Source organism: Corallococcus sp. AB030 (genome assembly GCF_003668965.1).
Taxonomy (GTDB): Bacteria; Myxococcota; Myxococcia; order Myxococcales; family Myxococcaceae; genus Corallococcus; species Corallococcus exiguus.
In genome coordinates this window covers 1-24,161 of record NZ_RAWQ01000174.1, presented here as the reverse complement: position 1 = coordinate 24,161, position 24,161 = coordinate 1, and the positions used below count along the sequence as shown (strand labels likewise).

General features: G+C 69.5%; 22 protein-coding genes. 10 read left to right on the top strand and 12 right to left on the bottom strand.

All coding sequences use genetic code 11. The features are described 5' to 3' along the window. Positions 1-106: 106 nt before the first annotated feature. The 3 genes from D7Y15_RS32230 to D7Y15_RS32220 form a co-directional block, all read right to left on the bottom strand. Complete coding sequence (locus tag D7Y15_RS32230; RefSeq protein ID WP_121754977.1) at positions 107-1,336, bottom strand: DUF6068 family protein; 1,230 nt, start codon at positions 1,334-1,336, stop codon at positions 107-109. A 72-nt stretch (positions 1,337-1,408) separates the two neighbouring features. Further along, positions 1,409-2,125, bottom strand: coding sequence for a double-CXXCG motif protein (locus D7Y15_RS32225; protein ID WP_121754976.1), 717 nt, complete (start codon positions 2,123-2,125; stop codon positions 1,409-1,411). A gap of 3 nt (positions 2,126-2,128) precedes the next feature. Further along, entirely contained in the window at positions 2,129-2,830 is a 702-nt protein-coding gene (locus D7Y15_RS32220; RefSeq protein ID WP_121754975.1) for a TIGR02269 family lipoprotein, read from the bottom strand. Positions 2,831-2,954: 124 nt separating this feature from the next. On the opposite strand from D7Y15_RS32220, the gene D7Y15_RS32215 reads away from it, so the two are divergent. After that, entirely contained in the window at positions 2,955-4,979 is a 2,025-nt protein-coding gene (locus D7Y15_RS32215) for a hypothetical protein (protein ID WP_121754974.1), read from the top strand. Here D7Y15_RS32215 and D7Y15_RS32210 read toward each other — a convergent pair whose 3' ends face one another. The 3 genes from D7Y15_RS32210 to D7Y15_RS32200 all read right to left on the bottom strand — a co-directional run bounded on the left by D7Y15_RS32210 (position 4,980) and on the right by D7Y15_RS32200 (position 8,448). Continuing rightward, the gene (locus tag D7Y15_RS32210; RefSeq protein WP_233605172.1) at positions 4,980-6,680 is read right to left on the bottom strand and encodes an amidohydrolase; all 1,701 of its coding nucleotides are present in this window, start codon (positions 6,678-6,680) and stop codon (positions 4,980-4,982) included. It lies immediately after the preceding gene. Positions 6,681-6,795: 115 nt separating this feature from the next. Continuing rightward, positions 6,796-7,533 carry a hypothetical protein gene (locus D7Y15_RS32205; RefSeq protein ID WP_121754972.1) on the bottom strand — a complete coding sequence of 246 codons (738 nt, stop codon included), beginning with the start codon at positions 7,531-7,533 and terminating at the stop codon, positions 6,796-6,798. A 33-nt stretch (positions 7,534-7,566) separates the two neighbouring features. Continuing rightward, positions 7,567-8,448 (bottom strand): AraC family transcriptional regulator, encoded by an 882-nt coding sequence (locus D7Y15_RS32200; protein ID WP_158629159.1) that lies wholly within the window; start codon positions 8,446-8,448, stop codon positions 7,567-7,569. A gap of 108 nt (positions 8,449-8,556) precedes the next feature. Here D7Y15_RS32200 and D7Y15_RS32195 point away from each other — a divergent pair, with 108 nt between their 5' ends. The 3 genes from D7Y15_RS32195 (at position 8,557) to D7Y15_RS32185 (ending at position 10,938) form a co-directional block, all read left to right on the top strand. Continuing rightward, positions 8,557-9,201: an HAD family hydrolase gene (locus D7Y15_RS32195; protein ID WP_120574671.1), complete on the top strand. Its 645-nt coding sequence runs from the start codon at positions 8,557-8,559 to the stop codon at positions 9,199-9,201. Positions 9,202-9,265: 64 nt separating this feature from the next. Then, positions 9,266-10,186: a DUF6310 domain-containing protein gene (locus tag D7Y15_RS32190; RefSeq protein WP_120574670.1), complete on the top strand. Its 921-nt coding sequence runs from the start codon at positions 9,266-9,268 to the stop codon at positions 10,184-10,186. Then, the gene (locus D7Y15_RS32185) at positions 10,183-10,938 is read left to right on the top strand and encodes a DUF5953 family protein (RefSeq protein WP_121754970.1); all 756 of its coding nucleotides are present in this window, start codon (positions 10,183-10,185) and stop codon (positions 10,936-10,938) included. Before D7Y15_RS32190 ends, D7Y15_RS32185 begins: the two co-directional genes overlap by 4 nt. A gap of 58 nt (positions 10,939-10,996) precedes the next feature. Here the strand turns inward: D7Y15_RS32185 and D7Y15_RS32180 are convergent, their stop codons facing one another. Both D7Y15_RS32180 and D7Y15_RS32175 read right to left on the bottom strand, forming a co-directional pair. After that, positions 10,997-12,400, bottom strand: coding sequence for an NAD(P)/FAD-dependent oxidoreductase (locus D7Y15_RS32180; RefSeq protein ID WP_121754969.1), 1,404 nt, complete (start codon positions 12,398-12,400; stop codon positions 10,997-10,999). A gap of 99 nt (positions 12,401-12,499) precedes the next feature. Then, positions 12,500-13,273: a rhomboid family intramembrane serine protease gene (locus D7Y15_RS32175; protein WP_120593716.1), complete on the bottom strand. Its 774-nt coding sequence runs from the start codon at positions 13,271-13,273 to the stop codon at positions 12,500-12,502. Positions 13,274-13,489: 216 nt separating this feature from the next. Between D7Y15_RS32175 and D7Y15_RS32170 the strand changes: the two genes are divergently transcribed. Further along, positions 13,490-14,011 carry a hypothetical protein gene (locus D7Y15_RS32170; protein WP_120581473.1) on the top strand — a complete coding sequence of 174 codons (522 nt, stop codon included), beginning with the start codon at positions 13,490-13,492 and terminating at the stop codon, positions 14,009-14,011. Between the two features lie 52 nt (positions 14,012-14,063). Here the strand turns inward: D7Y15_RS32170 and rnz are convergent, their stop codons facing one another. Continuing rightward, positions 14,064-14,987, bottom strand: a complete 924-nt coding sequence (rnz, locus tag D7Y15_RS32165) for a ribonuclease Z (protein ID WP_120593714.1) — start codon at positions 14,985-14,987, stop codon at positions 14,064-14,066. A gap of 130 nt (positions 14,988-15,117) precedes the next feature. Here rnz and D7Y15_RS32160 point away from each other — a divergent pair, with 130 nt between their 5' ends. The 4 genes from D7Y15_RS32160 to D7Y15_RS32145 are packed head-to-tail and all read left to right on the top strand — an operon-like array spanning position 15,118 to position 20,927. Next, entirely contained in the window at positions 15,118-15,819 is a 702-nt protein-coding gene (locus D7Y15_RS32160) for a DUF2293 domain-containing protein (RefSeq protein ID WP_120562417.1), read from the top strand. A gap of 57 nt (positions 15,820-15,876) precedes the next feature. After that, a complete protein-coding gene (locus tag D7Y15_RS32155) occupies positions 15,877-16,641 on the top strand; it encodes a TetR/AcrR family transcriptional regulator (protein WP_121754968.1) in 765 nt (254 codons plus the stop codon). Further along, the gene (locus D7Y15_RS32150) at positions 16,638-17,747 is read left to right on the top strand and encodes an efflux RND transporter periplasmic adaptor subunit (protein WP_121754967.1); all 1,110 of its coding nucleotides are present in this window, start codon (positions 16,638-16,640) and stop codon (positions 17,745-17,747) included. Before D7Y15_RS32155 ends, D7Y15_RS32150 begins: the two co-directional genes overlap by 4 nt. A gap of 60 nt (positions 17,748-17,807) precedes the next feature. Further along, a complete protein-coding gene (locus D7Y15_RS32145) occupies positions 17,808-20,927 on the top strand; it encodes an efflux RND transporter permease subunit (protein WP_121754966.1) in 3,120 nt (1,039 codons plus the stop codon). Between the two features lie 173 nt (positions 20,928-21,100). Here D7Y15_RS32145 and D7Y15_RS32140 read toward each other — a convergent pair whose 3' ends face one another. Both D7Y15_RS32140 and D7Y15_RS32135 read right to left on the bottom strand, forming a co-directional pair. Continuing rightward, positions 21,101-21,454, bottom strand: coding sequence for a hypothetical protein (locus D7Y15_RS32140; RefSeq protein WP_233597529.1), 354 nt, complete (start codon positions 21,452-21,454; stop codon positions 21,101-21,103). Between the two features lie 263 nt (positions 21,455-21,717). Continuing rightward, positions 21,718-21,924, bottom strand: a complete 207-nt coding sequence (locus D7Y15_RS32135; RefSeq protein ID WP_120562412.1) for a cold-shock protein — start codon at positions 21,922-21,924, stop codon at positions 21,718-21,720. Positions 21,925-22,205: 281 nt separating this feature from the next. On the opposite strand from D7Y15_RS32135, the gene D7Y15_RS32130 reads away from it, so the two are divergent. Next, the gene (locus tag D7Y15_RS32130; RefSeq protein WP_121754965.1) at positions 22,206-22,754 is read left to right on the top strand and encodes a hypothetical protein; all 549 of its coding nucleotides are present in this window, start codon (positions 22,206-22,208) and stop codon (positions 22,752-22,754) included. A 2-nt stretch (positions 22,755-22,756) separates the two neighbouring features. Here D7Y15_RS32130 and D7Y15_RS32125 read toward each other — a convergent pair. After that, the coding region (locus tag D7Y15_RS32125; protein WP_368667413.1) for a hypothetical protein at positions 22,757-24,161 on the bottom strand (1,405 nt) is incomplete at its 5' end.

Genomic DNA, 24,161 nt, shown 5'->3' with positions numbered 1-24,161 from the left:
TATTACCAAGCCATTCCCATGATGAAGGAGGAGCGATTGCGGCCTCTCGTCGAGCGCTTCGCCGAACTCCTCCACCAGCACCCTGTCTTCAAAGAAGCGCTCGGTTTCATATGAGGGGATGGCTCAGGGCCTTGACCTGGGATTCCTCCAGCCACGTGCCCCAGCGGATGAGCCGACTGTCGGAACGGTATTCGCGCGCTCCTCCTTCGGACTGTCGGTACACCCCTTCCGAGAGCCGGTCGAAGCGCACCTCCATGGGAAGCCCCTGGAGCACGGGACTCCACAGGTCGATGGGGTAGCTCCTGGACCGTAGCCAGGGGGAATCCTCCCAATGATCCGCGCGGGCTTCGTCGAGGTACGCCACCACGGACGCCTGTCCCAGTTGGACCCGCACCTTCCTGGGGAGGGGGGCTCCGTAGTCACGAGGCGGCCAGGTGGGAATGTAGACGGACTTGTTGACGAGGCTGATCAACGCATCCTCCAGCGCAACGACCTCCGCGCCCTGGAAGTCATCACACCGGACTTCGTCCTGCGGTTTTTCCCAGACCTTGCGCAGCAGGTAGCCCTGTTCCGCGCCAAGACAGACACGCTTCCTGACGTCACCCCAACTGGCGCGCTCCAGTGTCTCGTACCAGGTGCCCGGGCCCCAGGGGTTGCCCATGACAGGAGGGGTTCCCTGGACCGTGCCCGAGCCTCGCTGGAACGACACGAGCGCGAGTTGATGGCCCGCGGACATGCTGTAACCCATCGAGGAGAAGGAGACCTCGAGCAACCCGTTGGTGAGATAGAGCGGCCCGGGAGTCGTGGCGTAGAGCCGGTGCTGCGTGGGGCCGTCCCCCGGAGAGTCGTCGCGGGCAAGCCGGCGGGCGCTCCAGTGCTGCCCGGCGGCGAAGGCCCACTGGCGGGTGGTGCTGGTGCTGCCATCCTCGATGGGGTCGGGAGGATTCTCTGGGGCCTGGCCCATGCGCATGGGCAGCACGAAGCCGTGGCTCAGGAACGGATGCGGATGGGGTTGGCGGTCATTCCGGGTCACCCGAATGAAGAGCCAGACCCAGGGGGACCGGACAGCGATGACCTCAACGAAGAGCTGGCCCGCCGAAGCGCTGGTCCCCCGGCGCGAACCGACCCGGTCCGCGTGGAAGGCATATTCCACGCGGTCGCCCACGCGCGCGTCCTGCCAGGACGTGGGCGCTTGGCCCGAGGTGCTCCCCGGAGGAGCCTCCGTCACGGTACTGACGCCCCGCGGCCTGGATGTCCCGCAGCCCATGAGCAGGACCAGGACCAGGACCCCCATGGCCCACGCGATGAATCCCTGGCGGAAAGACTGTCGTTGCATCTGGCGGACGCCCCCTGTCTTCCATTGACGCACGGACCGGCTTCCGGCGCCAGGGGCCTGACAGCAATGGCGCTACTCCACGGAGATCTCCCGGTAGACCACGTCACTGGCGCCCAGCCGGTTCACGGTGTCGACGAAGCGCTCGGAGACGACGATGCGGGTGGTGTCCTCCACGCCGAAGAGGTCGAGGCCTGTGGGAATGGATTCACCCAGCAGCCAGCGCTCCGGTGGGAGTCGGAATCCGTGGCTCCCGCAGTCATCGCAGGTGGGCACCCGGTCGCGGTCCTGGATGCATGCGGGATGCAGCTTCACCAGAGGACGCGCTTCCAGTTCGTATTGCGGCAGCTCCTTCGTGCGGCGGTTCCGCAGCTCCGCCCGGACCGGGATGATGCCTTTCAGCCCTGCCTCTTGAAGCGCTGCGAGCGTGTCCTCACGCACGAGGACCTGCCACGAAGGCATCGCGGTGACGGGGCCGAACCGGCCCATCGCCGTTCCCACGAGCGGTCCCAACCTGCATCCCGGCTCAAGCTGAATCTCCGGGGGAACGAAGGGGAGGACCAGGGCCTTGCGTCGCTCATACTCCGCACGCGTCTGCGGCCAGATGCTCTTCAGTTCATCCTTTTCGGGCAGGGTGGACAGGTCCACTGACGGGTATGCCGTCATGACTCCCCAGGTCTCACAGCGTTGGCAGAGGACGCTTGGCAGGAACCATTGGCGCTCGGCGCGGTAGGACCCACTCCAATGGAAGGAGTCGAGGTCCCTCGGTGTGGACACTTCGAAGTAGCGCATCTGTCAGTCCCCTACCGGGATGGGCGCGAGGTCCACCTGCTGCCAATAGGTCATGGTCAAACCAAAGAGACCGTACTTCTGAATCATCAGGGAGGCGTAGTCGAAGTGCTGCTCTCGGCTTCCCCTTTGTCCCTGGTCGTCAATGAAGATTTGCCAGTCCTGGTTCCAGGGACCGCCGCCTGCTCCACGGTGGATGCGCCTATGCAAGTCCGCATCGATGGCGATGACGTACTGATGGATGTCGATCAGCTTGGCATCGAAGTGGTTCTTGAACGCCTGCGGGAAGATGTGGTGCCGCTCCTTGGGCCGTTTCGCCCACTCCTCCATTGCCTTCTGCCGCTTCACCTCGCTGGGCAGCTGTTCACGCGGATACCAGTGGAACACCATGACGGGCATCGCATCGCCCGGAAGGCCCTGCGCACTGCCCCACGTCCGCTGTGGCCCACTCCCGGGTGCCACGAACACCGGCGGCGCGAGTGCGCTCCGCGTGCGCACCACGCGACCCGGCTCCAGGTCCTCGCACCGGAACAGCGCGCAGGTCCCATCCACGCACCAGGGCGCGAGGCACTGGTCCTCGTCCCCATCCGCGCATTCACTTCCAGTCTCCGCCTCCGCCCACAAGGCCTCCGGCGAGAACGCCGGAGCAGATGACGTCGACGCACAGCTCCAGAGCAGCCCCACCAGCAGCCAACGCAGTCCGCGCATGCATCTCCCGGGAATGACGCTCCGTGGAGCATGCCAGGATCGCCACCCCCACCCGGAGTGGAACCCCATCCCCCGGCACTGCTAGACCATGGCCCACAGTCACACCTCACCCGGAGCCCCACGCATGCCTTCGCCCCTGTCCATCCGCCGTGTCGTCCTCTACAAGCACGGCGTCGGCTACTTCGAGCGCCGGGGGAAGGTGACCGGCAGCGAGACCGCGCACCTGGACTTCAAGGCGCGCGACATGAACGACGTGCTCAAGTCCATGACCGTGCTGGACCTGAACGGCGGCTCCGTGTCCGCCGTGAGCTACGACTCCACCAAGCCCCTGGAGCAGCTCCTCTCCGAAGCCACCATCCGCATCCCCGAACACGGCAGCCTCACCGCGCTGCTCGGCCAGGTGAAGGGCGCCCGCGTCCGTGCCCGCGTCGGCGGCGCGCAGGTGGAAGGCGCCATCGTCGGTCTGGAGTCGCTGCCCGTCGTCCAGGGGGAGGCCAGCGTCGTGCGCCCCTTCCTCACGCTGCTCGTCGGCGCGTCGCTGCGCACCTTCGACGTGCTGGAGCTGGGCGAGCTGGAGTTCCTCGACGAGGCCGTGCGCAAGGACCTGGAGTTCTACCTGGCCACCGTCATGTCCTCGTACAAGAAGGACTCCAAGCGGCTGTCCATCCTCACCGCTGGAGAGGGCTCGCGCGAGCTGTTCGTCAGCTACGTGCTGGAGTCCCCCGTGTGGAAGACCAGCTACCGCATCCTCCTGGATGAAGGACAACCGCCCCTCCTCCAGGGCTGGGCCATGGTGGACAACACCGGTGACGAGGACTGGGTGGACGTGGAGCTGTCCCTCATCGCCGGCCTGCCCGTGTCCTTCGTCCACGACCTCTACAACCCCCGCTACCTGCGCCGCCCCGTCGTGGAGGTGCGCTCGGAGACCGGCGTCGCGCCCATCATCCCCGAGGAGGCCTACGAGAGCGCCCCCGCCGAGCCCATGATGGAGTCCGCGGACGACGGCTCCTTCGGCTCCGCGGACATGGCGTCCACCATCATGCCCGCCATGGCCGCGCCTCCGCCGGCCCCCCGCATGATGCGCGCCAAGGGCGGCCCGATGATTGGCGGCAGCGGACGCGGCGGCATGCGCGAGGCGCTGGAGCAGAGCACCGCGGTGACGACGCTGACCAAGGAGGTGGGCGACCTCTTCGAGTACGGCGTGGACCGCCCCGTCACCGTGCACCGCAACCAGAGCGCGCTCGTCCCCATCGTGCACCGACCCTTCGAGGGCCGCCGCGTGCTGCTCTACAACCGCTCCACGCGTGAGAAGAACCCGATGTCCTGCATCGAGTTCAAGAACACCACCGGCCTCACGCTGGAGGGCGGCCCCGTCACCATCACCGAGGACGAGACCTACGTGGGCGAGGCGATGCTCGACACGCTCAAGCCCGACGACGTGCGCTTCGTCCCCTACGCCGTGGAGCTGTCCTGCGCCATGTCCGTGGAGGAGGACCAGGAGGATGGCCCGGTGTTCCGCGCGCGGCTCAACCGGGGCACCCTGGTGGTGGAGTTCTTCCACCAGCGCCGCACCAAGGTCCTCGCGCGCAACAAGGCGAAGCGCCCCCAGGTGCTCTTCGTGGAGCACCCGCGCACCGGCTGGGAATTGAAGGACACGGTCGCCCCCGCGGAGACCACGGACGGCTTCTGGCGCTTCAAGCGCGAGCTGGCCCCGGGCACCTCCGACACGCTCGTCATCACCGAGCGCACCAAGGGCCACCGCCAGTACTACCTCGGCAACCTGGGGCTGGAGGAGGTGACGTTCTTCCTCGACTCACGCTACATCGACCCGCGCGTCGCCCAGGCCCTGCGCGACGTGGTGGCCATGCGCGAGAAGCAGTCGAACGTCGCCCGTGACATCCAGCGCCTAAACGAGGAGCGCACCCAGCTCTTCAAGGACCAGGAGCGGATCCGCTCCAACATCGACTCGCTCAAGAGCGGCGCGTCCCAGCGCGAGCTGGTGGAGCGCTTCGTCACCAAGCTCAACGCGCAGGAGGACCGGCTGGAGAGCATCGGCCGGGAGCTGGAGCGACTCGAGCTGGAGCGCACCCGCCTGCAGGCGGAGACGAACCAGCGCATCGAGTCGCTCTCCTACGAGGCGGACCTGTAGCTACTTCGCGTCCGCGCGGAACACCTCGCGGCCCGCGACCACCGTCAGCCGGACCTGCCCGGTGAGCAGGTCCGCCGGGGGCGCGTCCACGGGGTCCACCGACAGCGCCACGAAGTCCGCGTCCATGCCCGGCATCAGCCGGCCACGCTGTGCTTCCGCGAAGGACGCGTAGGCCGCGCCCACCGTGAAGCCCTCCAGCGCCTCTTCACCGCTCAGGCGCTGGTCCGGGTGCCACCCGCCCAGGGGCTGGCCGCTCGGGTCCTGCCGCGTGCGCGCCGCGTACAGCCCCGCGAGCACGTCCGGCCGCTCCACCGGGAAGTCGCTGCCCAGCGCCAGCACGGCGCCCGCGGCCTTCAGCTTCTGCCACGCGTAGGCGTTCTGGATGCGCTCCGCGCCCACGCGCTTCTCCGCCCACGGCATGTCGCTGGTGGCGTGCGTGGGCTGCACGCTCGCCACGAAGCCGTTCGCGCCCAGCCGGGTGATGTCCTCGGCCGTCATGATCTGCGCGTGCTCCACGCGCGGACGCGCGGCCTTGGTCCCCGTGGCCGCCAGCTCGCGCGACAGCGTGTCCAGGAGCAGCGTGTTGGCGCGGTCGCCAATCGCATGCGTCGCCACCTGGAAGCCGCGGCCCACGAAGGCGTGCACGCGGAAGGCGTACTCCTCCGGGGACAGCAGCAGCAGGCCGCGGTGGCCGGGCTCGTCGCTGTAGGCCGCGCCCAGTGCCGCGCCCCGGCTGCCCAGCGCGCCGTCCAGGGTGAGCTTCACCGCACGCATCGTCAGGAGCTTGCCCTGGAAGGGGCCGTCCTTCAGGTACTGCACGCGGTCATCCGTCTGGCCATCCGCCATGGCGTAGACGCGCAGGGGCAGGGTGCCCGCCTTGTCCCAGGCCTGGAACAGGCGGAACGTGCGCAGGTCCATGCCCGCGTCGTGCACGCCGGTGAGGCCCACGCGCGCGCAGTGCTCCAGCGCGGACCGCATGCGCGCTTCGTGCTGCTCCTTCGTGGGCAGGGGCAGCGCCTTCAGCGCCAGGTCCATGGCGTTGTCGATGAGTACGCCGCTGGGGTCGCCCTCCGGCAACCGCTGGATGGTGCCGCCCTCGGGGTCCTTCGTGTCACGGGTGATGTTCGCGCGCTTGAGCGCCGCGCCGTTGAGCCACAGCGCGTGCCCGTCGATGCGCCACAGCACCACGGGCGTGTCCTTCAGGTGCTCGCCCATGTCCGCGAGGGTGGGGAAGCGCGGCGTGTCCCAGTCGTTCTGGTCCCAGCCCTGACCCACCAGCCAGTCACCCTGGTACGCGGTGGCCGGAGCCTTCTCCAGCCGCTGGCGCACCTCCGCCAGCGACGCGGTGCCCTCCAGCCGCACGCCCGCGAGCGCCTGGCCCAGCCCCGCCAGGTGCCCGTGCGAATCCGTGAGGCCCGGGACCACCGTCGCGTCACCCAGCTCCACCACGCGCGCGGTGGCGCCCGCCGCGGCGAGCACCTCCTCGCGCGTGCCCACGGCCAGCACCTTGCCGTCCCGCACGGCGAGCGCCTGGGCCTCCGGCTTCGCGGCATCCAGCGTGCGGATGCGTTTGGCCACGTACACCGTGGGCGCGTCCGCGACCGCCTGCTCCGCGGGAGATCCCTCCGGCACGCGCCGCGAACAGCCCGCGCCCGCACACAGGACCAGCGCCCCCAGCATCCAACCGAGACGTCCTCGCATCATCCGCGCACCCGCCATGACCGTTCGTTCGCCCGGGCAGGAAGGTCCCGGGACATCGCGCGCGGCACTCTGACGCACGCCCCGCGCGACGGCCAGTTCCGCGAGTCACCGCTGGCTAGCGCCCCACGCGCAGCGTGTATGTGTAATCAATGGGCGTGCCGAAGGGCGCCAGCGCCTGCACGCGCACCACGTGCTCCCCCGGGGAGAGCTGGAGCATCAGCCACCACCCGTCCGTCACGCCGCGCTGCTCGCCTCCCACGAGGCACGGGTCCGGAATCTTCCCCACGAGGCTGGGGTCCGCGTCGAAGGTGAACAGGCCGCTGGTGTGACGGTGGCGGCGGGTGTCCACGCGCCGGCCATCCACGGTGACCACCAGGTCCTGCGTGCCGTTGTTGAAGTCGAGGGCGCCCTGGCGGAGGAAGTCCTCCAGCGTCTGGCCCGGCGCCGGTTCGAAGGCCGGGTCGGGGCACGGATAGTCATTGATGATGACCCACAGCGGCACCAGCACCGGCCGGTTCCGGGGCACGCGGCAGGTGCGCTGATACGTGGTGTCCAGGTCGTACGTGGGGACGAAGTAGACCGGGCCGTCCTGGTCCTCGTCGCAGTCCTGCTCCAGCCGCAACATGGGGCTGCGGTCCGCCGGCACGCGGAAGTGCCAGCGGTACCACTCCTTCGCCCACGCGGTGATGGGCCGGCCGTACACATGGGCTCCTGGCGGCAGCACCACCGCGCCCCAGCTCCGTGCTTCCAGTGCTTCATCGGAGGAGGCGGCGGGCTCCGGCGCCACCTCGTCTGGCATTGTGTCTGGCGCGCAACCCATGAGCATCGACACCGCGATGATGTGTTTCAACATGTGCGGACCCCTCCTTGTGAAGAGGGCTCCAAACTACGGACGCACGGGCGAGCGGGATTGTACGTGCTTGCGCGGTCCACGCCCCGCGTGCGCCGCGGCCCGGTACTCGCCGGGCGTCACCCCCAGCGTGCGGCCGAAGTGCTTGATGAGGTGACTCTGGTCCGTGAACCCGGCTGCGAGCGCCACCTCCGCCATGGGCAGCGGCCCCGCCAGCAGCTCCTGCGCGAGCCGCAGCCGCAGGGCTCGCTGGAACACCTGCGGCGTCTGGCCGAACTGACGGTGGAACGCGCGCACCAGGTGCCACGGGCTGAGCCCCGCGACGCGCGCGAGCATCTCCAGGGAGAGGTTGCGCGTGGGGTGTGACTCCAAGAGCTCCCGCGCCCGCTTCACGCCCCGCGCGCACGGGATCGCCCGCTGTCGGTGGGGCAGGCCCGCGTGCCGCCGCAGCAGCGCCACCAGCAACCCCAAGAGCCGCTCCTCGCGCTCCAACCGGGAGACGCCGCCGCCCTTCAGCGCGTCGAAGGTGACGGTGAAGCGCTCCAGCAGGGCCGCGTCCTGGAGTACGGGAGACACGAAGCCGGGCAGGGTGCCCGGGGGCGCACCGGTCTCCTCCGCCGCGCGGATGAGCAGTGAGGGCGGGATGTAGAGGATCCGATACGCCCACCCGACGCTCGAGTCCGCCTCGCGGCCCTCGTGCATCTCTCCAGGCGGCACGACCAGGAAGCTGCCCACCGAGGCCACCACCCGCTGCCCCTGCAGGTACAGCGACTCCGCCCCCGCGTCATAGGCGCACAGCGAGAAGGCATCGTGCGAGTGCTTGGGAAAGGTCCATCGGGTGTAGGCCGCCCGGTGAAGCTCCAGCCCCGGCACCTCCGGGGCTACCCAGAAGCCGTCCTGCTGCTTCGTGCGTCGCATGGCTCCCCCCCGCTGGCGTGCGCCCTTCCTGGGGAGGAAACGCACGGCGGGTGAAGGCATATCGGACGGACCGGGACACGCGGCCCCGGAGGGCGTATGGAAAGGCGGGTGAGCACCGTTACCCCTCGCGGCATCTGTTTCGACCTGGACGGCACGCTGGTGGATTCGTTGCCGGACATCATCGACAGCTTCCTCCACGGCTTCACGCACCACGGCCTGCCCGCGCCCTCCGTCGCGGAGGTGCGCGCGCTCATCGGCCAGCCGCTGGAGGCCATGTACACGCGCTTCGCTCCGGAGCACGCCACCACGCTCTGCGTGGCCTACCGCGAGCACTACCCGCTGAACTTCCACCGGCGCTCCCGGCCCTTCCCCGGCGTGGAGCGCGTCCTGCGCACGCTGCGCGAACGGGGCTACCTGCTCGCCGTCGCCACCACCAAGCGCGGCGACATGGCGCGGCGCTTCGTGGACGCGATGGGGCTGGGCGGCCTGCTGCACCACGTGCAGGGCACGGACGGCTTCCCGCACAAGCCCGCGCCGGACGTCATCCACCACGCCCTGAAGGCGCTGGGCACCGGCGGCCTGTGGATGGTGGGAGACACCACGCTGGACCTGCACGCGGGTCAGGCCGCGGGCCTCAAGACGTACGCCGTCACCTGGGGCACGCACGCCCACGAGGAGCTGGCCACCGCCACGCCCGACGAGCTCCAGCCGGACCTGGAGCGGCTGCTGCACCACCTGCCGCCGCTCGTCTGACAGCGTGGCTGGAGTCAGGCGACCCCAGGACCCCAGCATCGCGCTTGATTGAAAGGTCGTGACCATGAGGCGTCTCCGCGCTTGCGCCGCACTTCTGCTCTTTCTCTCGGCCTGTGCCACGTCGGCGCCGAGCCGGAATGAGCTGACGGTGCGTAACCCGAGGCTCGCCAACCTCCAGCGAGCAGCGGAGCTGCCATGGACTGACGGTGGACGGTGCGTCGTCCGTGAGGCTGAACAGCCTTGGCCCGTGTTGGTGGAGAAGTGCTATCGGACCCTCGACCGTGACCGGATCGAGTTCCACGACACCACGGGAAGATGCGCGGTCGCCTCCGCTGACGCCGCTGCCGTTGGAATCGGGTTCTGCGTGCTGGCGGCTCCTGAGATTGCCGTGGGCGCCGTCATCGTGCTGGGTGTGGTGGTGGTCGGCGTCGCCATCAAGGAAGCGATGGATGCCTATGAGCTCCGCCACGCCTACCCCGAAGAGGCAGGGACCTCACGAGGAACGAAGGTGGCATCCCGGGAAACCGAAGCGCAACGCAAGCCCAAGCTGAAGCCCGAGCCAGCGGGGCAGGACTGGCAGCCCCCAGTGCCGCCTGTGCCCGTGGACCGGACGGGACGCGCCAGTTGCGAACCTGTTCCGGTGCCCCACGCGGGCGAGGACGACCCACATAATGAATGTGCCGACAAGTTCCCACCCAACCGTTACCCCGGGATGGACGTGCTCGTTGGCGGAGTGCGCTTCGATGCGCTGCAAGTGGGCGTGCGCAAGCTGTGGGAGATCAAGACCCATCGATTCGACACGTACCCTGGCTTCATCCAGCGGCGGGAGATTGAGAGGGAGTTGGAGCAAATACAAAAGGAGCGAACTGCTGCTGCGGCATGTGGATATGACTTCGCCATTGGCGTGAGCACCCAGGAGCACAAAGACGCGCTCATCGAAGTGGACTTCTCACTGGATGTCGTCGTCACGGGGTGCAAACGATGACCAGGCGTAAAGCCCTCTCCCTCATTGTTTATGCGCCTCCGCTTGTAGGCCAGGACGGCCGCACGCTCGCCATCGTCCGTGGGATGGAGAAGGCGCTTCCCGGCCTGCGCCTGGAGTGGGAAGTAGGCAAAGGAGTGCGCCCCATCGCATTGCCGCAGCGCGACGCGTGGCTCGCGGAAAGGACGCAGGACGGGAGATTCCCTCTTCTGTGCAACGGGGATGAGCGTTACCCCGTGACGGTTAACGGGAGGGGAAGACCTGGACTCCTCAGCCCAGGCAGTCAGTCCCTGTCTGAAGTGCATGCAGAACTGCCACTGGACGAGCCCGTGCTCGCGGCAGCGGCGGCTTTGCTCGAGGGCGTGGCTGAGGGTGCGTGCTCGTTCTGGGGACATGCGTCGCCGTATGGTTACGGTTCGGAAGTCGCGCCGCAGTTTCGCCGATCGTCTCATGGACAAGAGTGTTCACCCCGTGGGCTGCCCATGATCAACCTGCCAGAAAAGCTCCCGGCGCCTGAGATTCCCTGGTTCCTCGGGTGGCTGAACTACTGGTCTGCCGCTGCCGCGCGGGCCATCGGGTTCCCGGATCCGACCCGTGACGCCGAGCTGCTTTCACGGGCTCGGCGCACGGCATCGGGCGGCTGGGTCGTGCAGCTCACCGATGCTCCGCTCGACCTGGACAAGCCCGCCCACCTGGACACGCTCAAGCGGACCTACGAGCGCTTTCCGGAGATCGGCGGACGCGCAGCGCCTTGACCCGAACGCACTCCATCAGTCGAAACCGCGTCCCGAGCCCTTGAGAACCAGACAGCACTCAGTGCTGCGAGCGCGGGTGCAGCGCCTGCACCTGGCGCACCTGCTGGCGGCTGTTGAGCGGAAGCGCCGGCAGCGTGAGTTGATCCAACTCACGCGGGCCGATGAGCTGCACCACGTCCTTGCGGAAGAACAGGTCCAGCGTCCAACCCATGGCCACGCGCACCTTCGTCTCCAGCTTCGGCAGCTTGAACAGGTAGACGGTGCGCCAGAGCACCCACGCGAAGGTGCCGGAGAACTTCAGCCCCAGGATGCGCGCCACGCCCGAGCGCTGGCCAATCGTGGCCAGCTGCCCCAGCATCCTGTATCGGAACGGCTTCCCCGGCTTCCCCTTCAGCGCCGCGCACACGTTGCGCGCCACCGTCACGCCCTGGCGAAGCGCGTGCTGCGCGGTGGGCGGGCAGGGCTTCCCTCCGTTGGTGACGTCCGGCACCGACGCGCAGTCACCCAGCGCCCACACGCCCGGGAAGCCCGGCACCTCCATGCGCTCGTTCACCTTGAGCCGCCCGCGCTCCTTCTCGCACGGCAGCGTCGAGAGCAGGGACGGCGGCGTGACGCCCGCGGTCCACACCACCGTCTTGGTGGGCACCACCGTGCCGTCCGGGAGCTCCACGCCCGCCGCCGTCACGTCCCTCACGCGGACTCCGGTGCGCACCTCGATGCCGTGCTCGATGAGCTTCTTGCGCGCGTACGCGCCCAGGTCCTCGCCCAGCTCCGGCAGCACCTCCTTGCCGCCGTGCACCAGCATCACGCGCACGTTGGCGTGCTGGATGTTGGGATAGAAGGGCAGGGCGCCGTGGATGAAGTCGTTGATGGCGCCGGCTGTCTCCACGCCCGCGAAGCCGCCGCCCACCACCACGAAGGTGACGATGGCGTTGCGCGTGCCCGTCGCGACGCAGTCCGCGTCCGCCTCCTCCAACCGGTCCACCAGGCAGTTGCGCAGGAGCATCGCGTCGCCCAGCGTCTTCATGGTCAGCGTGTAGTCGCGCGGGCCCGGCTTGCCGAAGAAGTTCGTCTCCGAGCCCATGGCCAGCACCACGGAGTCGTACTCCAGCGTGTGGCTGTGGCCGTCCAGCCCGCCGTGCGCCACCGTGACCCGCTTCGTCTCCAGGTCCAGCCCGCTGACGTCGCCCTCCACGAACGTCAGGCGCGGCAGCAGCTTGCGCAGCGAGATGACGATGGCGGTCGCGGTCAGGTCGCTCGCCGCCACCTCATGGAGCATGGGCGTGAAGAGGAAGTAGTTGTCGCGGCTGACGAGCGTCACCTCCACGTCGTCCCGCTTCCCCAGCTGCCGCTCCAGGTGCAGCGCCGCGTACATCCCCGCGAAGCCGCCCCCCAGGATGAGCACCCGCTTGCGCGGCGGCGCGTCCACGCAGAGCCCTTCCTTCTTTCCGTCCGCCCCCATGCCCGCCTCCTCACGGCGCGAAGAACACCCACCCCCAATGTCGGGGCGCTCGTTCGCATCCGCATCCCGGGCCGACGGCGGCCTGTCCGTCCGCTTGCCCTAGGGGTGGTTCGGGTGCATCCGGTGCCGCCACGTCGTGCGCTGTGAGGTGTAGCGGGGGTTCTCGAAGAGTTTGATCAGCACCATGCCCGCCACGAACCCGCCGATGTGCGCCCAGACGGCGACGCCACCGGATACCTCCGGCCTCAGCGTCATCAACTGCGGCAGGCCTGTGATGACCTGGAGCACGAACCACCACACCAGCACGGCCCACGCGGGGATGGGGAAGACGCGGATGAGGATGAAGATGATGAACAGCATGTTCACGCGCACGCGCGGATAGAGCACCAGGTACGCGCCCAGCACTCCCGCGATGGCGCCGGACGCGCCCACCGTGGGCACCGGCGAAGTGGGGTCCACCGCCACGTGCGCGGCCGCCGCCACCAGCCCGCACACCAGGTAGAAGACGAGGAAGCGCAAGCGCCCCATGCTGTCCTCGATGTTGTTTCCGAAGACCCAGAAGAACAGCACGTTGCCCAGCAGGTGACCCCAGCCGCCGTGCAGGAACATGGACGTGAGCGGCGTGAGGCGGTTGATGGCCTCGTTGTCCACCACGCACGCGAGCCCGTCCCCCAGCGGCACCGCCTGCCCCAGCGGCGCGCGGCCGGTGAGCTCCCCGGGCACCATGCCCAGCTCGCAGATGCTGGTGGCCAGCGCCACCACGTTGAAGCCCGCGCCCTGGAAGAACACCCACGTGAGCCCCAGGGCCGCGAGCAGGAGGTACGTCATCACCGGGGTGCGCAGGGTCGGGTTGTCGTCGCTGATGGGAATCATGTCCGCCCGCCAGCATGGCCTCGCCACCAGCCCCCCGGACGGCTTCGTGCGCACGGATGTGCGACGCCGGACGCATCACCAGAAGGCGGCCGGGCTCTAGCCAAATGAAGGTTGCCTGCTGGAGGTAACCCTCTTCCGGACGCGCCTGGACTTGGCTTCCAGGCCCGCACCGGGCGACATTCCGCAACCGCCTTCTCTTTCATGGAGTCCGGAGCAATGAATCCCTCGAAATCGTCCCGCGCCTCGGCGCTGCTCGTGGTGTCCGCCCTCGCCCTCGCCTTCAGCGGCTGCGCCGCGCGCCGTCAGCAGGCGTACCTGGAGGACAAGGCCATGGGGCACGTCTACCGCAAGCCCATCGCGGAGGTGTGGCCGGCGGCCCTGGCCCTGGTCAAGGAGAAGGGCTTCTCCGTGACGAACACGCAGACCGGCTTCGAGACCACGACGGAGTGGCTGATGACCAGCGCTCCCTCCTCGCTGGGCACCTCCTACGCGCGCTACCTGGTGCGCGGCTTCGAGCGGGGGCCCGGCCAGTCCGCGGTGGAGTTCCGCCGCCAGGACCGCTCCGAGTCCCGCGCCGCCGACAGCACCGACGGCCGCGCCAAGGAAACGGGTGAGTCCTCGGTGGGCGCCGGCGCCTCCCAGATGCGGCGCGACTCCGAGCTGGAGTGGGAGCTGCTTCAGAAGGTGGACCCCGACGCCGCCTCCGCCCTCAAGGCCGAGGCGAAGAAGGTCGAGTAGCCCCCCACCCACCGTCACCGAGCAGGGGCTGCCGCCCGAGCGACACCGGACGTCAGTCGCGCAGCGGCAGCTCCACGGTGAGGCCGTCGAAGGCCACCTCCACCGGCCCCTTGAACGCCTCACGCGCCTGCGTGAGCAGCCGTCCGGGGTCGGTGTCATGGCGGCTGGACAGGTGGGTGAGGATGAGCCGCCTCGCTCCCGCGTCCTTGGCCACCTGGGCCGCCTCCCGCGCGGTGGAGTGCCGCGTCTCCAGCGCGCGCGCCTGCTCGTCGTCGGAGAAGGTGGACTCGTGCACCAGCAGGTCCGCGTCCTTCGCCGCCTGCACCAGCGACGGGCACGGCCGCGTGTCTCCGGAAATCACCAGCCGCCGCCCGGACCGCGACTCGCCCAGCACGTCCTCCGGCTTCACCACGCGCCCGTCCGGCAGCGTGATGGATTCACCCTTCTGCAGCTTGCCAAAGGAAGGCCCCTCCGGCACGCCCAGCTCCCGCGCCTTCTCCAGGTGGAAGCGCCCCGGACGGCCGTCCTCCGCCAGCACGTAGCCCAGCGCGTGGATGCGGTGGTCCACGCCCACCGCCTGCACGGTGTAGCCATTGCGGCGCACCGAGTCCCCGTCCTTCAGTTCGTGGATCTCCACCGGGAAGGCCAGCGACTCCAGCCCCAGGTGCACGGCCTGATGCAACAGCCGGCGCGCGGGAGGAGGCCCGTACAGGTGCATGGGCTCGGTGCGGCCCATCATCCCCAGCGTGCGCAGGAAGCCGATGATTCCCAGGTAGTGGTCGGCGTGGAAGTGCGTGAAGAACGCCGCGTCCACGGTGAAGCCCGTGCCGAAGCGCACCATCTGCCGCTGGGTGCCTTCGCCGCAGTCGAACAACAGCAGATCCGCGTCCGCCTTCACCGCCAGACCGGAGAGGCCGCGATGCAGCGTGGGCTGTGCGGCGGAGGTGCCGAGGAAGGTGAGCCTCAGTAGGGACATGCCAGCGCTTCCCACGTCGAGAGTGGCCTCCTCGCACGCGCGGAATCTGCCTGCGCGCGAGCGTTCCCGGGGGCATTTACCAGGGTGCGAGGGGGCGTGCTATGCAGCCGGCCCTTTCGGACCCTCCCCCATGCCTGATTCCCTGACGGTCGGCCCCACGGCCGACCCCCGCCGAGTGAAAGCCCAGGACGGCCGCCTGCTCACCGTCCCTGACGGCTGGGCCCTCCTCCCCCCCGGCGACGCCGGCCTCACCCGCCGCGTGAAGGCCGCCGGCCCCTCCTGGACCGTGGTGGAGAAGGTGGGCCGCAAGCTCTTCTCCCGGGGCGTGTGGGCGCCGGAGGCCCACATCGTCCACGCCCGCGCCGCCCTGGACGACGAGCGCGCCACCCCCGCCTACGCCAAGAAGCTGGCCCAGGGCCGCGAACGCCGCGCCAAGGAGCAGGCCGAGTACGAGGTCGACTTCGCCAACGCCGTCCTGCGCTTCCTCGCCTTCAGCCCCGCGTGGCTCCCCCACGCCAAGCGCCTGGCCGTGATGGTCGCCGGCCACGCCACCCCCGTGGGCAGCGGCACCGTCGCCCGCACGGAGCGCATCCCCATTGAGAGGCGCGCGGAGGCCGCCGTCATCGCCTGGATGCGCCACCAGACCACCGGCTACGACGACATGCGCATCCAGCGCGTGAAGGGCGCCCGCCGCGAGGTGCGCCGCGAGCTGGCGGAGGTGTCCCGCGCCATCCTGGACCTGCACCGCCGGGACGCCCCCCACGCCCCGCCCGCGTGTCCGCTCTGCTCCGCCCTCCTGCGCCCCCCGCCGACACGCCCCTCGGATTCCTGACCCGGCGTTCAGCAACGACTGTTCTATTTCTGACCGGCGGGTTAGGAATGCGTCCGCATGCCCCGCCACGCCGACCCCAAAGCCCGCAGCGCGCTCATCGCGTCCGCGCGGGCGGAGTTCGCGAAGCGGGGCGTGAAGGGCGCGCGCATCAGCGACATCACCGCCGCCAGCGGCCTGTCCAAGGGCGCCTTCTACCTGCACTTCCCCTCGAAGGAGGCCCTCTTCGCGGCGCTGGTGCAGGAGTTCCTGGAGGCGCTGGAGGTCCTGGCCACGAAGCGCATGTCCTGCATGGACCGCTTCCGCGCCGACCACAGCGGCCTGCCGGGCCCCGGGGACGTCGCCACGCGCTCGGAGCGCTACCGCGACTTCCTGCGGATGGAGGCCGAGCTCGACGTGGAGATGCTGGAGCTCATGTGGGAGCAGCGTGAGCTCGTCACGGCGCTCATCGTGGGCAGCCAGGGCACCGCCTTCGAGTCCGTCATGTGGGACGTGGTGGACCGCGAGGTGGAGCGCATCGCCGGGGAGTTCCACCACCTGCGCGGCCAGCATCCGGACACCCCGGACGTGGACCCCAGCCTCTTCGGCTCCTTCATCGTGGGCACCTATCTGCTGCTGGCCCGGCGCATGGGACGGCTGACGCAGAAGCCGGACCTGGCCACCTGGGCCGTGGGCCTCCAACGTCTCATGCACGAAGGCTCGCTGCCCCGCGAGGCCGTGCCCGCGACGCCCGCCGCCATCGCCCGTCCTTCTTCACCGCCTTCCACGCGCCGGCGCCAAGCCCGCGCGGACCACCCGCACCGCCCGCCAAGGAAACGCCCGTGAAACCATCCACGAAGCCCTCCGCCTCCCGCGCCTTCACCGCCCTGGGGATGGCCGCCGCGCTCGCGCTCTCCGGTTGTGACAAGGCGGATGCCGCGTCCGCGCCGCCCGCCACCGCGGCCCCCGGCCAGGACAAGCCGGCGCCGGCCGTGAAGGTCGTCTCCGCGCGCGGCGTGCAGGCCTCGCAGTCGGAGGAGGTGACGGGCACGCTGTACCCCGCCCAGGGCCTCCAGGTCGGCTTCGAGGTGGGCGGCCGCCTGGAGTCGGTGCGCGCCCAGAAGGGCCAGGCCGTGAAGAAGGGCGACACGCTCGCCCAGCTCAACTCCGAAATCGTGGACGCGCAGGTGGCTGGCGCGGAGGCCGCCGTCGCCGCCGCGGAGGCCGGCGCCTCCATCGCGAAGGACGCCGCCGAGCGCACGGAGAAGCTCAGCACCGGCGGTGGCGTCAGCGACCAGCAGCACAAGAACGCCGTGGCCGCCGCCGCGCAGGCCCAGGCGCAGGTGATGGCCGCGAAGGCGCAGCTCGCGCAGGCCCGCGCGGCGCGGCGCCGGCATGACCTGAGGGCGCCCTTCGCGGGCACGCTGATTGAATCCCCGGACCAGACGGGCGCCACGGTGGGGCCGGGCTCGGCCCTCTTCACGCTGGAGCAGCTGGACACGCTCATCTTCCGCACCACCGTGGCGGAAGGGGCGCGCGCGCTGCTCAAGCCCGGCACGAAGGTGCGCGTGGCGGCGCTGGGCAACGGCGCGTCCACCGACGAGGCCGTGGTGCGCACCATCCTGCCCTCCGCGGACCCCACCACCCGCCGCATCCCGGTGGAGATCTCCGTGCCCAACGCGGACGGCCGCTTCGTGGCCCACACCCTGGCGCGCGCCATGCTGAAGCTGGGGGAGACGCAGGACGCGCAGCTGCTCCCCACGACGGCGCTGTCCTCCTCCAACGGGGACCACGTCCTGGTCGTCAGTGACGGCTCGCTCCAGCGCGTGGACGTGCAGGTGCTGGAGCGCCGCGAGCGCGAGGTGGTGGTGCGCGCCGCGGCCGCCCTCCAGCAGGTGGTGGACTTCCCCACGCCCTCCCTGACCCCCGGCACCCGCGTCTCCGTGAAGTAGCCGCAAGCCGCCCCTTTTCGCCGCGGCCTTTCTTCGCGCGCGGCGTGCGTGAGCTCTTCCATGATTCTCAGTGACGTTTCCATTCGACGGCCGGTGTTCACGGCCATGGTGTCCCTGCTGCTCATCGTGCTGGGCGTGATGGGCCTCAAGCGCCTGGGCACCGACCTCTACCCGGACGTCAGCTTCCCCGTGGTGGTGGTCAACACCCTCTACAAAGGCGCGGGCCCGGGCGAAATCGAGACCCAGGTCATCAAGCCCCTGGAGGACGCGGTCGCCGGCATCAGCGGCGTGGATAAAATCCACTCCTTCAGCCGTGAGAACGTGGGCACCGTGGTGGTGTCCTTCACGCTGGGCACCGCCCTGGACACCGCCGTCCAGGACGTGCGCGACAAGGTGGGCCAGGCCGTCAACAAGCTGCCCACGGACGCGGACGCGCCCATCGTCAGCCGCGTGGACCTGTCCGCCGCGCCCATCCTCACCTACGCCATCTCCGCGGACATGCAGTCCCAGGCGCTGCGCAAGCTGCTGGATGACCGCATCAAGCCCGCGCTCGCGCAGCTGGCCGGCGTGGCGGAGGTGCGCATCACCGGCGGTGACACGCGCGAAATCCAGGTCGACATCGACCTGGACAAGGCCCGCGCCGTGGGCATCGCGCCGTCCCAGGTGTCCCAGCGCATCGCCATGGAGAACCTCAACCTGCCCGCGGGCCGTCTGCAATTGGGGCCCAACGAGCTGACCGTGCGCGCCATGGGCGAGTTCATCAGCGTGGAGGACCTGCGCAAGCTGCCCATCGCCCGCAGCAGCACCGGCGCGCAGGTGCGCCTGGAGGAAGTCGCCACCGTCACGGACGGCGTCGCCGAGCGCCGCACCACCGCGCGCCTCAACGCCCGCGACGCCGTGGTGCTCGAGCTCGTGAAGCAGCCGGGCTCCAACACCGTGAGCGTCAGCGACGCGGTGAAGAAGACGCTCGCCCAGATGGGGCCGGTGGTGGGGCAGGGCTTCCAGGCCACGCTCCTCATCGACCAGTCGGACCTCATCCGCGCCAACACCCACGAGGTGTGGATCGCCCTCATCTTCGGCGGCCTGATGGCGGTCCTCATCATCCTGATGTTCCTGTTGGACCCGCGCGGCACGTTCATCTCCGCGCTCGCGCTGCCCACGTCCGTCATCGGCACGTTCTTCGTGATGTACGTGCTGGGCTACTCGCTCAACCAGATGACGCTGCTGTCACTGTCGCTGGCCATCGGTCTGCTCATCGACGACGCGGTGGTGGTCCGTGAGGCCATCACCCACCGCCTGGAGCAGGGCGAGGACCCGATGAGCGCCGCGTCCAACGGCACCAAGGACGTGGGTCTGGCGGTGCTCGCCACGACGCTGGCCCTGGTGGCGGTGTTCATCCCCGTGGCCTTCATGCCCGGCATCGTGGGTCAGTTCTTCAAGCAGTTCGGCATCACCATCTCCGTGGCGGTGCTCATCTCGCTGTTCATCTCCTTCACGCTGGACCCCATGCTGTCCGCGCGCTTCGCCAAGGCGCACAAGCCGGGGGAGCAGCGGCACGAGCCCGCCGTCTTCCGCGCGCTGCGCCGCTTCCTGGAGGCCACGGAGTCCACCTACGCCCGCATCCTGGGCTGGGTGCTGCGCCACAAGTGGACCACCGCCGGCCTCACCGTGCTGGCGCTGTTCCTGTCCTTCGGCGCCGCCAGCCGCCTGGGCGTGGAGTTCATGAGCGCGGAGGACCGCTCGCAGCTCATCGTCGAATTGCAGCTGCCGGACTCCGCCAACCTGGCGCAGACGACGGAGCGCGCCGCGGAAGCGGAGGTCCTCCTCAAGAAGATCCCCGAGGTCACGGACATCTACACGACGGTCGGTCCCAACGGAGACGTCTACAAGGCGCGCATGCGCGTGCTCACGGTGGGCAAGGATAAGCGCACCAAGAGCATCGGCACCCTCAAGGAGGAGGCCCGCGCCCTGCTGGTCCCCAACCTGGTCTCCACCGCCATCACCCTGTCGGACCCGCCGTCCATCGAAGGCCTGGGTGACTGGTTCCCCATCATGGTGCGCGTGGTGGGCCCGGACCTGAAGCGCGTCAACGAGGAGGCCGAGCGCGTCGCCAGCATCCTGCGCACCCTGGGCACCTCCGACGTTCGCGTGGACTCCAACCCGGCCAAGCCGGAGCTCCAGATTCAAATCGACCGCGCGCGCGCCGCGGACATGGACCTGTCCGCCGGGTCACTCGCCGCGCAGCTGCGGCTGGCCATCGACGGTGACGTGACGGCCAAGCTGCGCGAGGGCACGGATGAGACGGACATCCGCGTGCGCCTGCGCGAGCAGGACCGCGCCACGCCGGAGCGCGTGCGCCAGCTGATGATCGCCACGCCCAAGGGCCTGCACCAGGTGACGGACGTGGCGGAGGTGTCGCTCAAGGACGGCCCCAGCGTCATCGAGCACGAGAACCGCGAGCGCCAGGTGGCCGTCGTGTCCCAGCTGGCCAAGGGCGCCGCGCTGGGTGACGTGGCCACGAAGCTCAAGGCCGCCATCGCGGAGAAGCCGCTGCCGCCCGGCTACGCCATCGTCTACGACGGCCAGATGAAGAGCCTGGATGAGCAGAACGACGCGTTCGGCATCGCGTTCGGTCTGGCCTTCGTCTTCATCTACATGGTGCTCGCCAGCCAGTTCGAGTCCTTCAAGCACCCCTTCACCATCATGGTGTCGCTGCCGCTAGCGCTCGTGGGCGCGCTCCTGGGACTCGTCGTCACGAACTACCACGTCAGCATGGGCGCGATGATTGGCGTCATCCTGCTGATGGGCCTGGTGACGAAGAACGCCATCCTCCTCATCGACGGCGCGCTCCATCACCTGCGTGAAGGCGACTCCGTGGACGAGGCCCTGCTCAAGGCCGGCCCCCGCCGCCTGCGCCCCATCCTCATGACGAGCGCGGCCATGGCCATTGGCATGGTCCCCACCGCCGTGGGCACGGGCATCGGCTCCGAGTTCCGCGCCCCCATGGCCATCTCCGTCATCGGCGGCGTCATCACCTCCACCTTCCTCACGCTGCTGGTGGTGCCGGTGGTGTTCGCGGCGATGGAGAAGCTGTCCTTCCGCAAGAAGCAGCCCCGCGCGCAGGGACCGCACTCCGCGCACCCCGTGGACGCGTCCGCGGCGCACGACCGCGCGGCCTGAGGCCTCACGGCATGAAACAAAAGGCGCGGGTGACGGCTCCGTCACCCGCGCCTTTCATTTGAAACAAAGGGGATGAAACAAGTTCCGGGTGGGCGTCTTCCGCGGGAGGCTACCGGCTCCGGGCCTTGCCGGAGACGGGGCGTTCGCGGGCGTCCTGCCCGGAAGGAACGGCTCTAGCGCGAAGCCGACATGCCTTCGCCGTTGAGCAGGCGCACACGCGCCTTGGCGAGCTGGTTCTGCGCTTCCTCCAGCGACACACAATCCACGGTGATGTCGTCGTTGGGGGATGCTTCCGACGCCACGCGGGCCGTCTGCAGGCGCGCGATGGTGGAGTCCGACACGTGCGCGCACATCGCACAGCCATTCTTGCGCCCGTGGTTGATGACCTCGGAGAACAGGTTCGCGGATTCCGGCTCCAGCGGGCGCAGGCCCCGCATGTCGGCCAGAACCAGGTGCCGCCCCCCGCCGTAGCTGTCCGTGGCCTTCTTGTAGACGGCCACGTACTCCTTCATCTCGTTCGGCCGCATGAAACCGCTCATGCGGGCAGTGATGGTCCGACGGCTGACATCGTTGGTGACTTCGAACATAGGTGCGCCCTCCCTCGCAGGATCAAAGCCTAACAGACGTCTTTCGGACTTTCACCAGCCCCCCCTTGATTCCTTGGACGGTGTAAGGTTTGAAAGGAATTGCGTGTTATTCCTTCTGGGTGGGTTGTAAAAATGAAGAAGCCCGGCCCACGTGAGCGGGACCGGGCTTCCGTGCTCTGGGGTTGACCCGGAGCGGGTGGAGATCAACCCACTGAGCGGACGTTCTGCGCCTGCAGGCCCTTGGGGCCGCGCGTCACCTCGAACTCCACCTTCTGACCTTCCTGAAGCGTGCGGAAGCCGTCCATGTTGATGGCGCTGTGGTGGCAGAACACGTCCTCACCACCGCCGTCCTGAGTGAGGAAGCCAAAGCCCTTCGCATCGTTGAACCACTTCACCGTACCAGTAGCCATGAATCGTCTTCTCTTTGTTGGTGGGGCGCGGCACCCACCGCCCGGGAGCGGTCGGTCCTCTCGAAATGTGAGGGCCTGAGTGCGCACAACAGTCTGCCCGTCGGGGAGGGGTGGGTGGAAGCCCCCTTGCTGAGCAGTCAACAGTTCGTGGGGTAGTCAGCCTCCCCACCACTGTTGGCACAGGCAGGCGGGCGTGGGGCCAGGGCGGCTCCAGCGCCTGGGTTTGGAGGCATGGCTACCGTTCCGGGCAAGGCCACGAAGGCCGGGAGAGGAGTCACGTCATGTACGAGGTCCGAGGCCCCGAGCCCCTGCTGCCCCCAGTTCCTCCGCGCCCGGAGGGCGCCGTGCGGCGCGAGTGGCGCCGGATGAGGGACCACAGCGCGGCGGCGGGCATCCTGTCGCGTCCGCTGTTCGGCCGGCTGCCGCTGCGCCGTTGGGTGTCGCAGGACCTGCACTCGGTGCTGGACTACGTGGGTGGGGCGGCGCTGGTGGCGGTGGGGAGCGCGTCCGGCGACAGCAAGGCGAAGGCGGCCGGCTGGGCGCTGGGCGGGGCCGCGGTGGGCGTGTCGCTATTCACGGACTACCGGCTGAGCCTCACGAAGCTCATCCCCATCGAGGCGCACGAGCTGGCGGACTACGCCTATGGCCTGGGCGCGGTGCTGGCGCCCTTCGTGCTGGGGTACGCGAAGCGCTCGCCGGTGGCGGCGGCGCTGCACGTGCTGCTGGGCGTGAAGGTGCTGGCCGCGTCGCTCGTCACGGACTACCGCTGCCAGACGGGCATGCACCTGGGCGGAGAACTGGCCACGGACCCCGAGGGCATCGGGGCCTGAAGTCAGGGATGGAGCTTGAGCAGGAAGCCGTCCTGCAGCGGCCGTGACGGTCCGTCCTCCGGCATGGACCGGTTGAAGCCTCCGGCGAGCAGCACGCCCCCGGACGCGTCCACGCTCACGGCGCGGGCCTGGGCCACGGTGCCGGGGCTCGCGAATCCGCGCACCCAGAGCGACGTGCCCTCTTCCGGTAGCAGCTTCGCGACATACAGGCCCGGAGGCAGGCTGCCCCCGCCCAGGGCGAGGCCGCCGTCATGGCCGCCCGCCACCGTCAGCTGGCCCGCGTCGTCGGTGGCCACCATCGGTGCTCCGGTGGGGAAGGTTCGCGCCCACTGCTGGCTGCCGTTCGCGTCGTAGGCCAGGAGGAAGCCGTCGCGGGAGTCCGCGCGGTGGAAGGTCTTCTGGAAGTACAGCCGGCCGCTGAAGCCTCCGCCCACGAAGACGCGGTCCGCCCCTACCGCCACGGACACCGCCGTGCCATCCGTGCCGCGCACGTCGTGGCTCCAGACGTGGTCTCCGTCCCGGGTGAGCTTCACCACGAAGGGCGTGTGCTGGCGCACGGTGACGAACGTGGCGTCTCCCAACGACACCGCCCCCGCGTAGCCGCCCACCACGTGCACGTCGCCAAAGACATCCACCGCCACCGCTCGCGCGGAGACCTCGCCTTCGCCTGAAGGCATCCACACCCGGCTCCAGCGCTGCTCACCCTTGGCGCCCACGCTCAACGCGAAGCCCGCGTGCCGGCCAGGGGGCGTGCGCTTCAAGCCCTCTCCCAGATCGCGCGCGCCGGCGAAATCCCCCACCAGCACCGCGCCCCCGTGGTGGTCGGACGTGACGCCGTTCACCGCCACCGGGCCTTCACCCGGCAACGAGCGCACCCAGTCCAGCGCGCCTCCGCCGTCCAGCCGGGCCAGGAACGGCCCCTCCGGCAGCGTGGCGCTGTCGCGGGTGAAGCCCGCGGACATGCCCGTGATGAAGATGTTGTCGGCGGCGTCCACCGCCAGGCCGCCTACGCGGGCCCTCGCCTCGTGCTCGGGCGTCCAGCCCCGCGCCCACTTCAGCGTCCCGTCCGGCGAATACCGCGCCACCAGCAGGTGTGGCGCCACGACGTTGCGATTGAAGGGCAGGGGACCCGCCCCCAGGTCGATGGGTTCTTGATAGGTCGCCGCCACCAGGACGTCCCCGTTGGAGGTCACCACCGCGTGCGGAGCCTGTGGGTCCCCAACCATCAGGGTCCGCGACCACACGTGTGCCTCCACGCCCTCTGGCGCTACCTGTCCACCCACCTCACCGAGCACCGGGATGCGCGGTGCCGTGGCTCGGGCTTCCTCGCACCCCACGAGGAACATCCCCCCCATGAACACCGCCATCCGAATCCACGCCACCGCCGCCCCCCGTCCCGGACTCGCC

What these genes read in the sequence shown, in the direction of transcription:
- D7Y15_RS32230 (WP_121754977.1), bottom strand. Translation starts at nt 1,336, where the DNA reads ATGCAACGACAGTCTTTCCGCCAGGGATTCATCGCGTGGGCCATGGGG.
- D7Y15_RS32225 (WP_121754976.1), bottom strand. Translation starts at nt 2,125, where the DNA reads ATGCGCTACTTCGAAGTGTCCACACCGAGGGACCTCGACTCCTTCCAT.
- D7Y15_RS32220 (WP_121754975.1), bottom strand. Translation starts at nt 2,830, where the DNA reads ATGCGCGGACTGCGTTGGCTGCTGGTGGGGCTGCTCTGGAGCTGTGCG.
- D7Y15_RS32215 (WP_121754974.1), top strand. Translation starts at nt 2,955, where the DNA reads ATGCCTTCGCCCCTGTCCATCCGCCGTGTCGTCCTCTACAAGCACGGC.
- D7Y15_RS32210 (WP_233605172.1), bottom strand. Translation starts at nt 6,680, where the DNA reads ATGCGAGGACGTCTCGGTTGGATGCTGGGGGCGCTGGTCCTGTGTGCG.
- D7Y15_RS32205 (WP_121754972.1), bottom strand. Translation starts at nt 7,533, where the DNA reads ATGTTGAAACACATCATCGCGGTGTCGATGCTCATGGGTTGCGCGCCA.
- D7Y15_RS32200 (WP_158629159.1), bottom strand. Translation starts at nt 8,448, where the DNA reads ATGCGACGCACGAAGCAGCAGGACGGCTTCTGGGTAGCCCCGGAGGTG.
- D7Y15_RS32190 (WP_120574670.1), top strand. Translation starts at nt 9,266, where the DNA reads ATGAGGCGTCTCCGCGCTTGCGCCGCACTTCTGCTCTTTCTCTCGGCC.
- D7Y15_RS32185 (WP_121754970.1), top strand. Translation starts at nt 10,183, where the DNA reads ATGACCAGGCGTAAAGCCCTCTCCCTCATTGTTTATGCGCCTCCGCTT.
- D7Y15_RS32180 (WP_121754969.1), bottom strand. Translation starts at nt 12,400, where the DNA reads ATGGGGGCGGACGGAAAGAAGGAAGGGCTCTGCGTGGACGCGCCGCCG.
- D7Y15_RS32175 (WP_120593716.1), bottom strand. Translation starts at nt 13,273, where the DNA reads ATGATTCCCATCAGCGACGACAACCCGACCCTGCGCACCCCGGTGATG.
- D7Y15_RS32170 (WP_120581473.1), top strand. Translation starts at nt 13,490, where the DNA reads ATGAATCCCTCGAAATCGTCCCGCGCCTCGGCGCTGCTCGTGGTGTCC.
- rnz (WP_120593714.1), bottom strand. Translation starts at nt 14,987, where the DNA reads ATGTCCCTACTGAGGCTCACCTTCCTCGGCACCTCCGCCGCACAGCCC.
- D7Y15_RS32160 (WP_120562417.1), top strand. Translation starts at nt 15,118, where the DNA reads ATGCCTGATTCCCTGACGGTCGGCCCCACGGCCGACCCCCGCCGAGTG.
- D7Y15_RS32155 (WP_121754968.1), top strand. Translation starts at nt 15,877, where the DNA reads ATGCCCCGCCACGCCGACCCCAAAGCCCGCAGCGCGCTCATCGCGTCC.
- D7Y15_RS32145 (WP_121754966.1), top strand. Translation starts at nt 17,808, where the DNA reads ATGATTCTCAGTGACGTTTCCATTCGACGGCCGGTGTTCACGGCCATG.
- D7Y15_RS32140 (WP_233597529.1), bottom strand. Translation starts at nt 21,454, where the DNA reads ATGCGGCCGAACGAGATGAAGGAGTACGTGGCCGTCTACAAGAAGGCC.
- D7Y15_RS32135 (WP_120562412.1), bottom strand. Translation starts at nt 21,924, where the DNA reads ATGGCTACTGGTACGGTGAAGTGGTTCAACGATGCGAAGGGCTTTGGC.
- D7Y15_RS32130 (WP_121754965.1), top strand. Translation starts at nt 22,206, where the DNA reads ATGTACGAGGTCCGAGGCCCCGAGCCCCTGCTGCCCCCAGTTCCTCCG.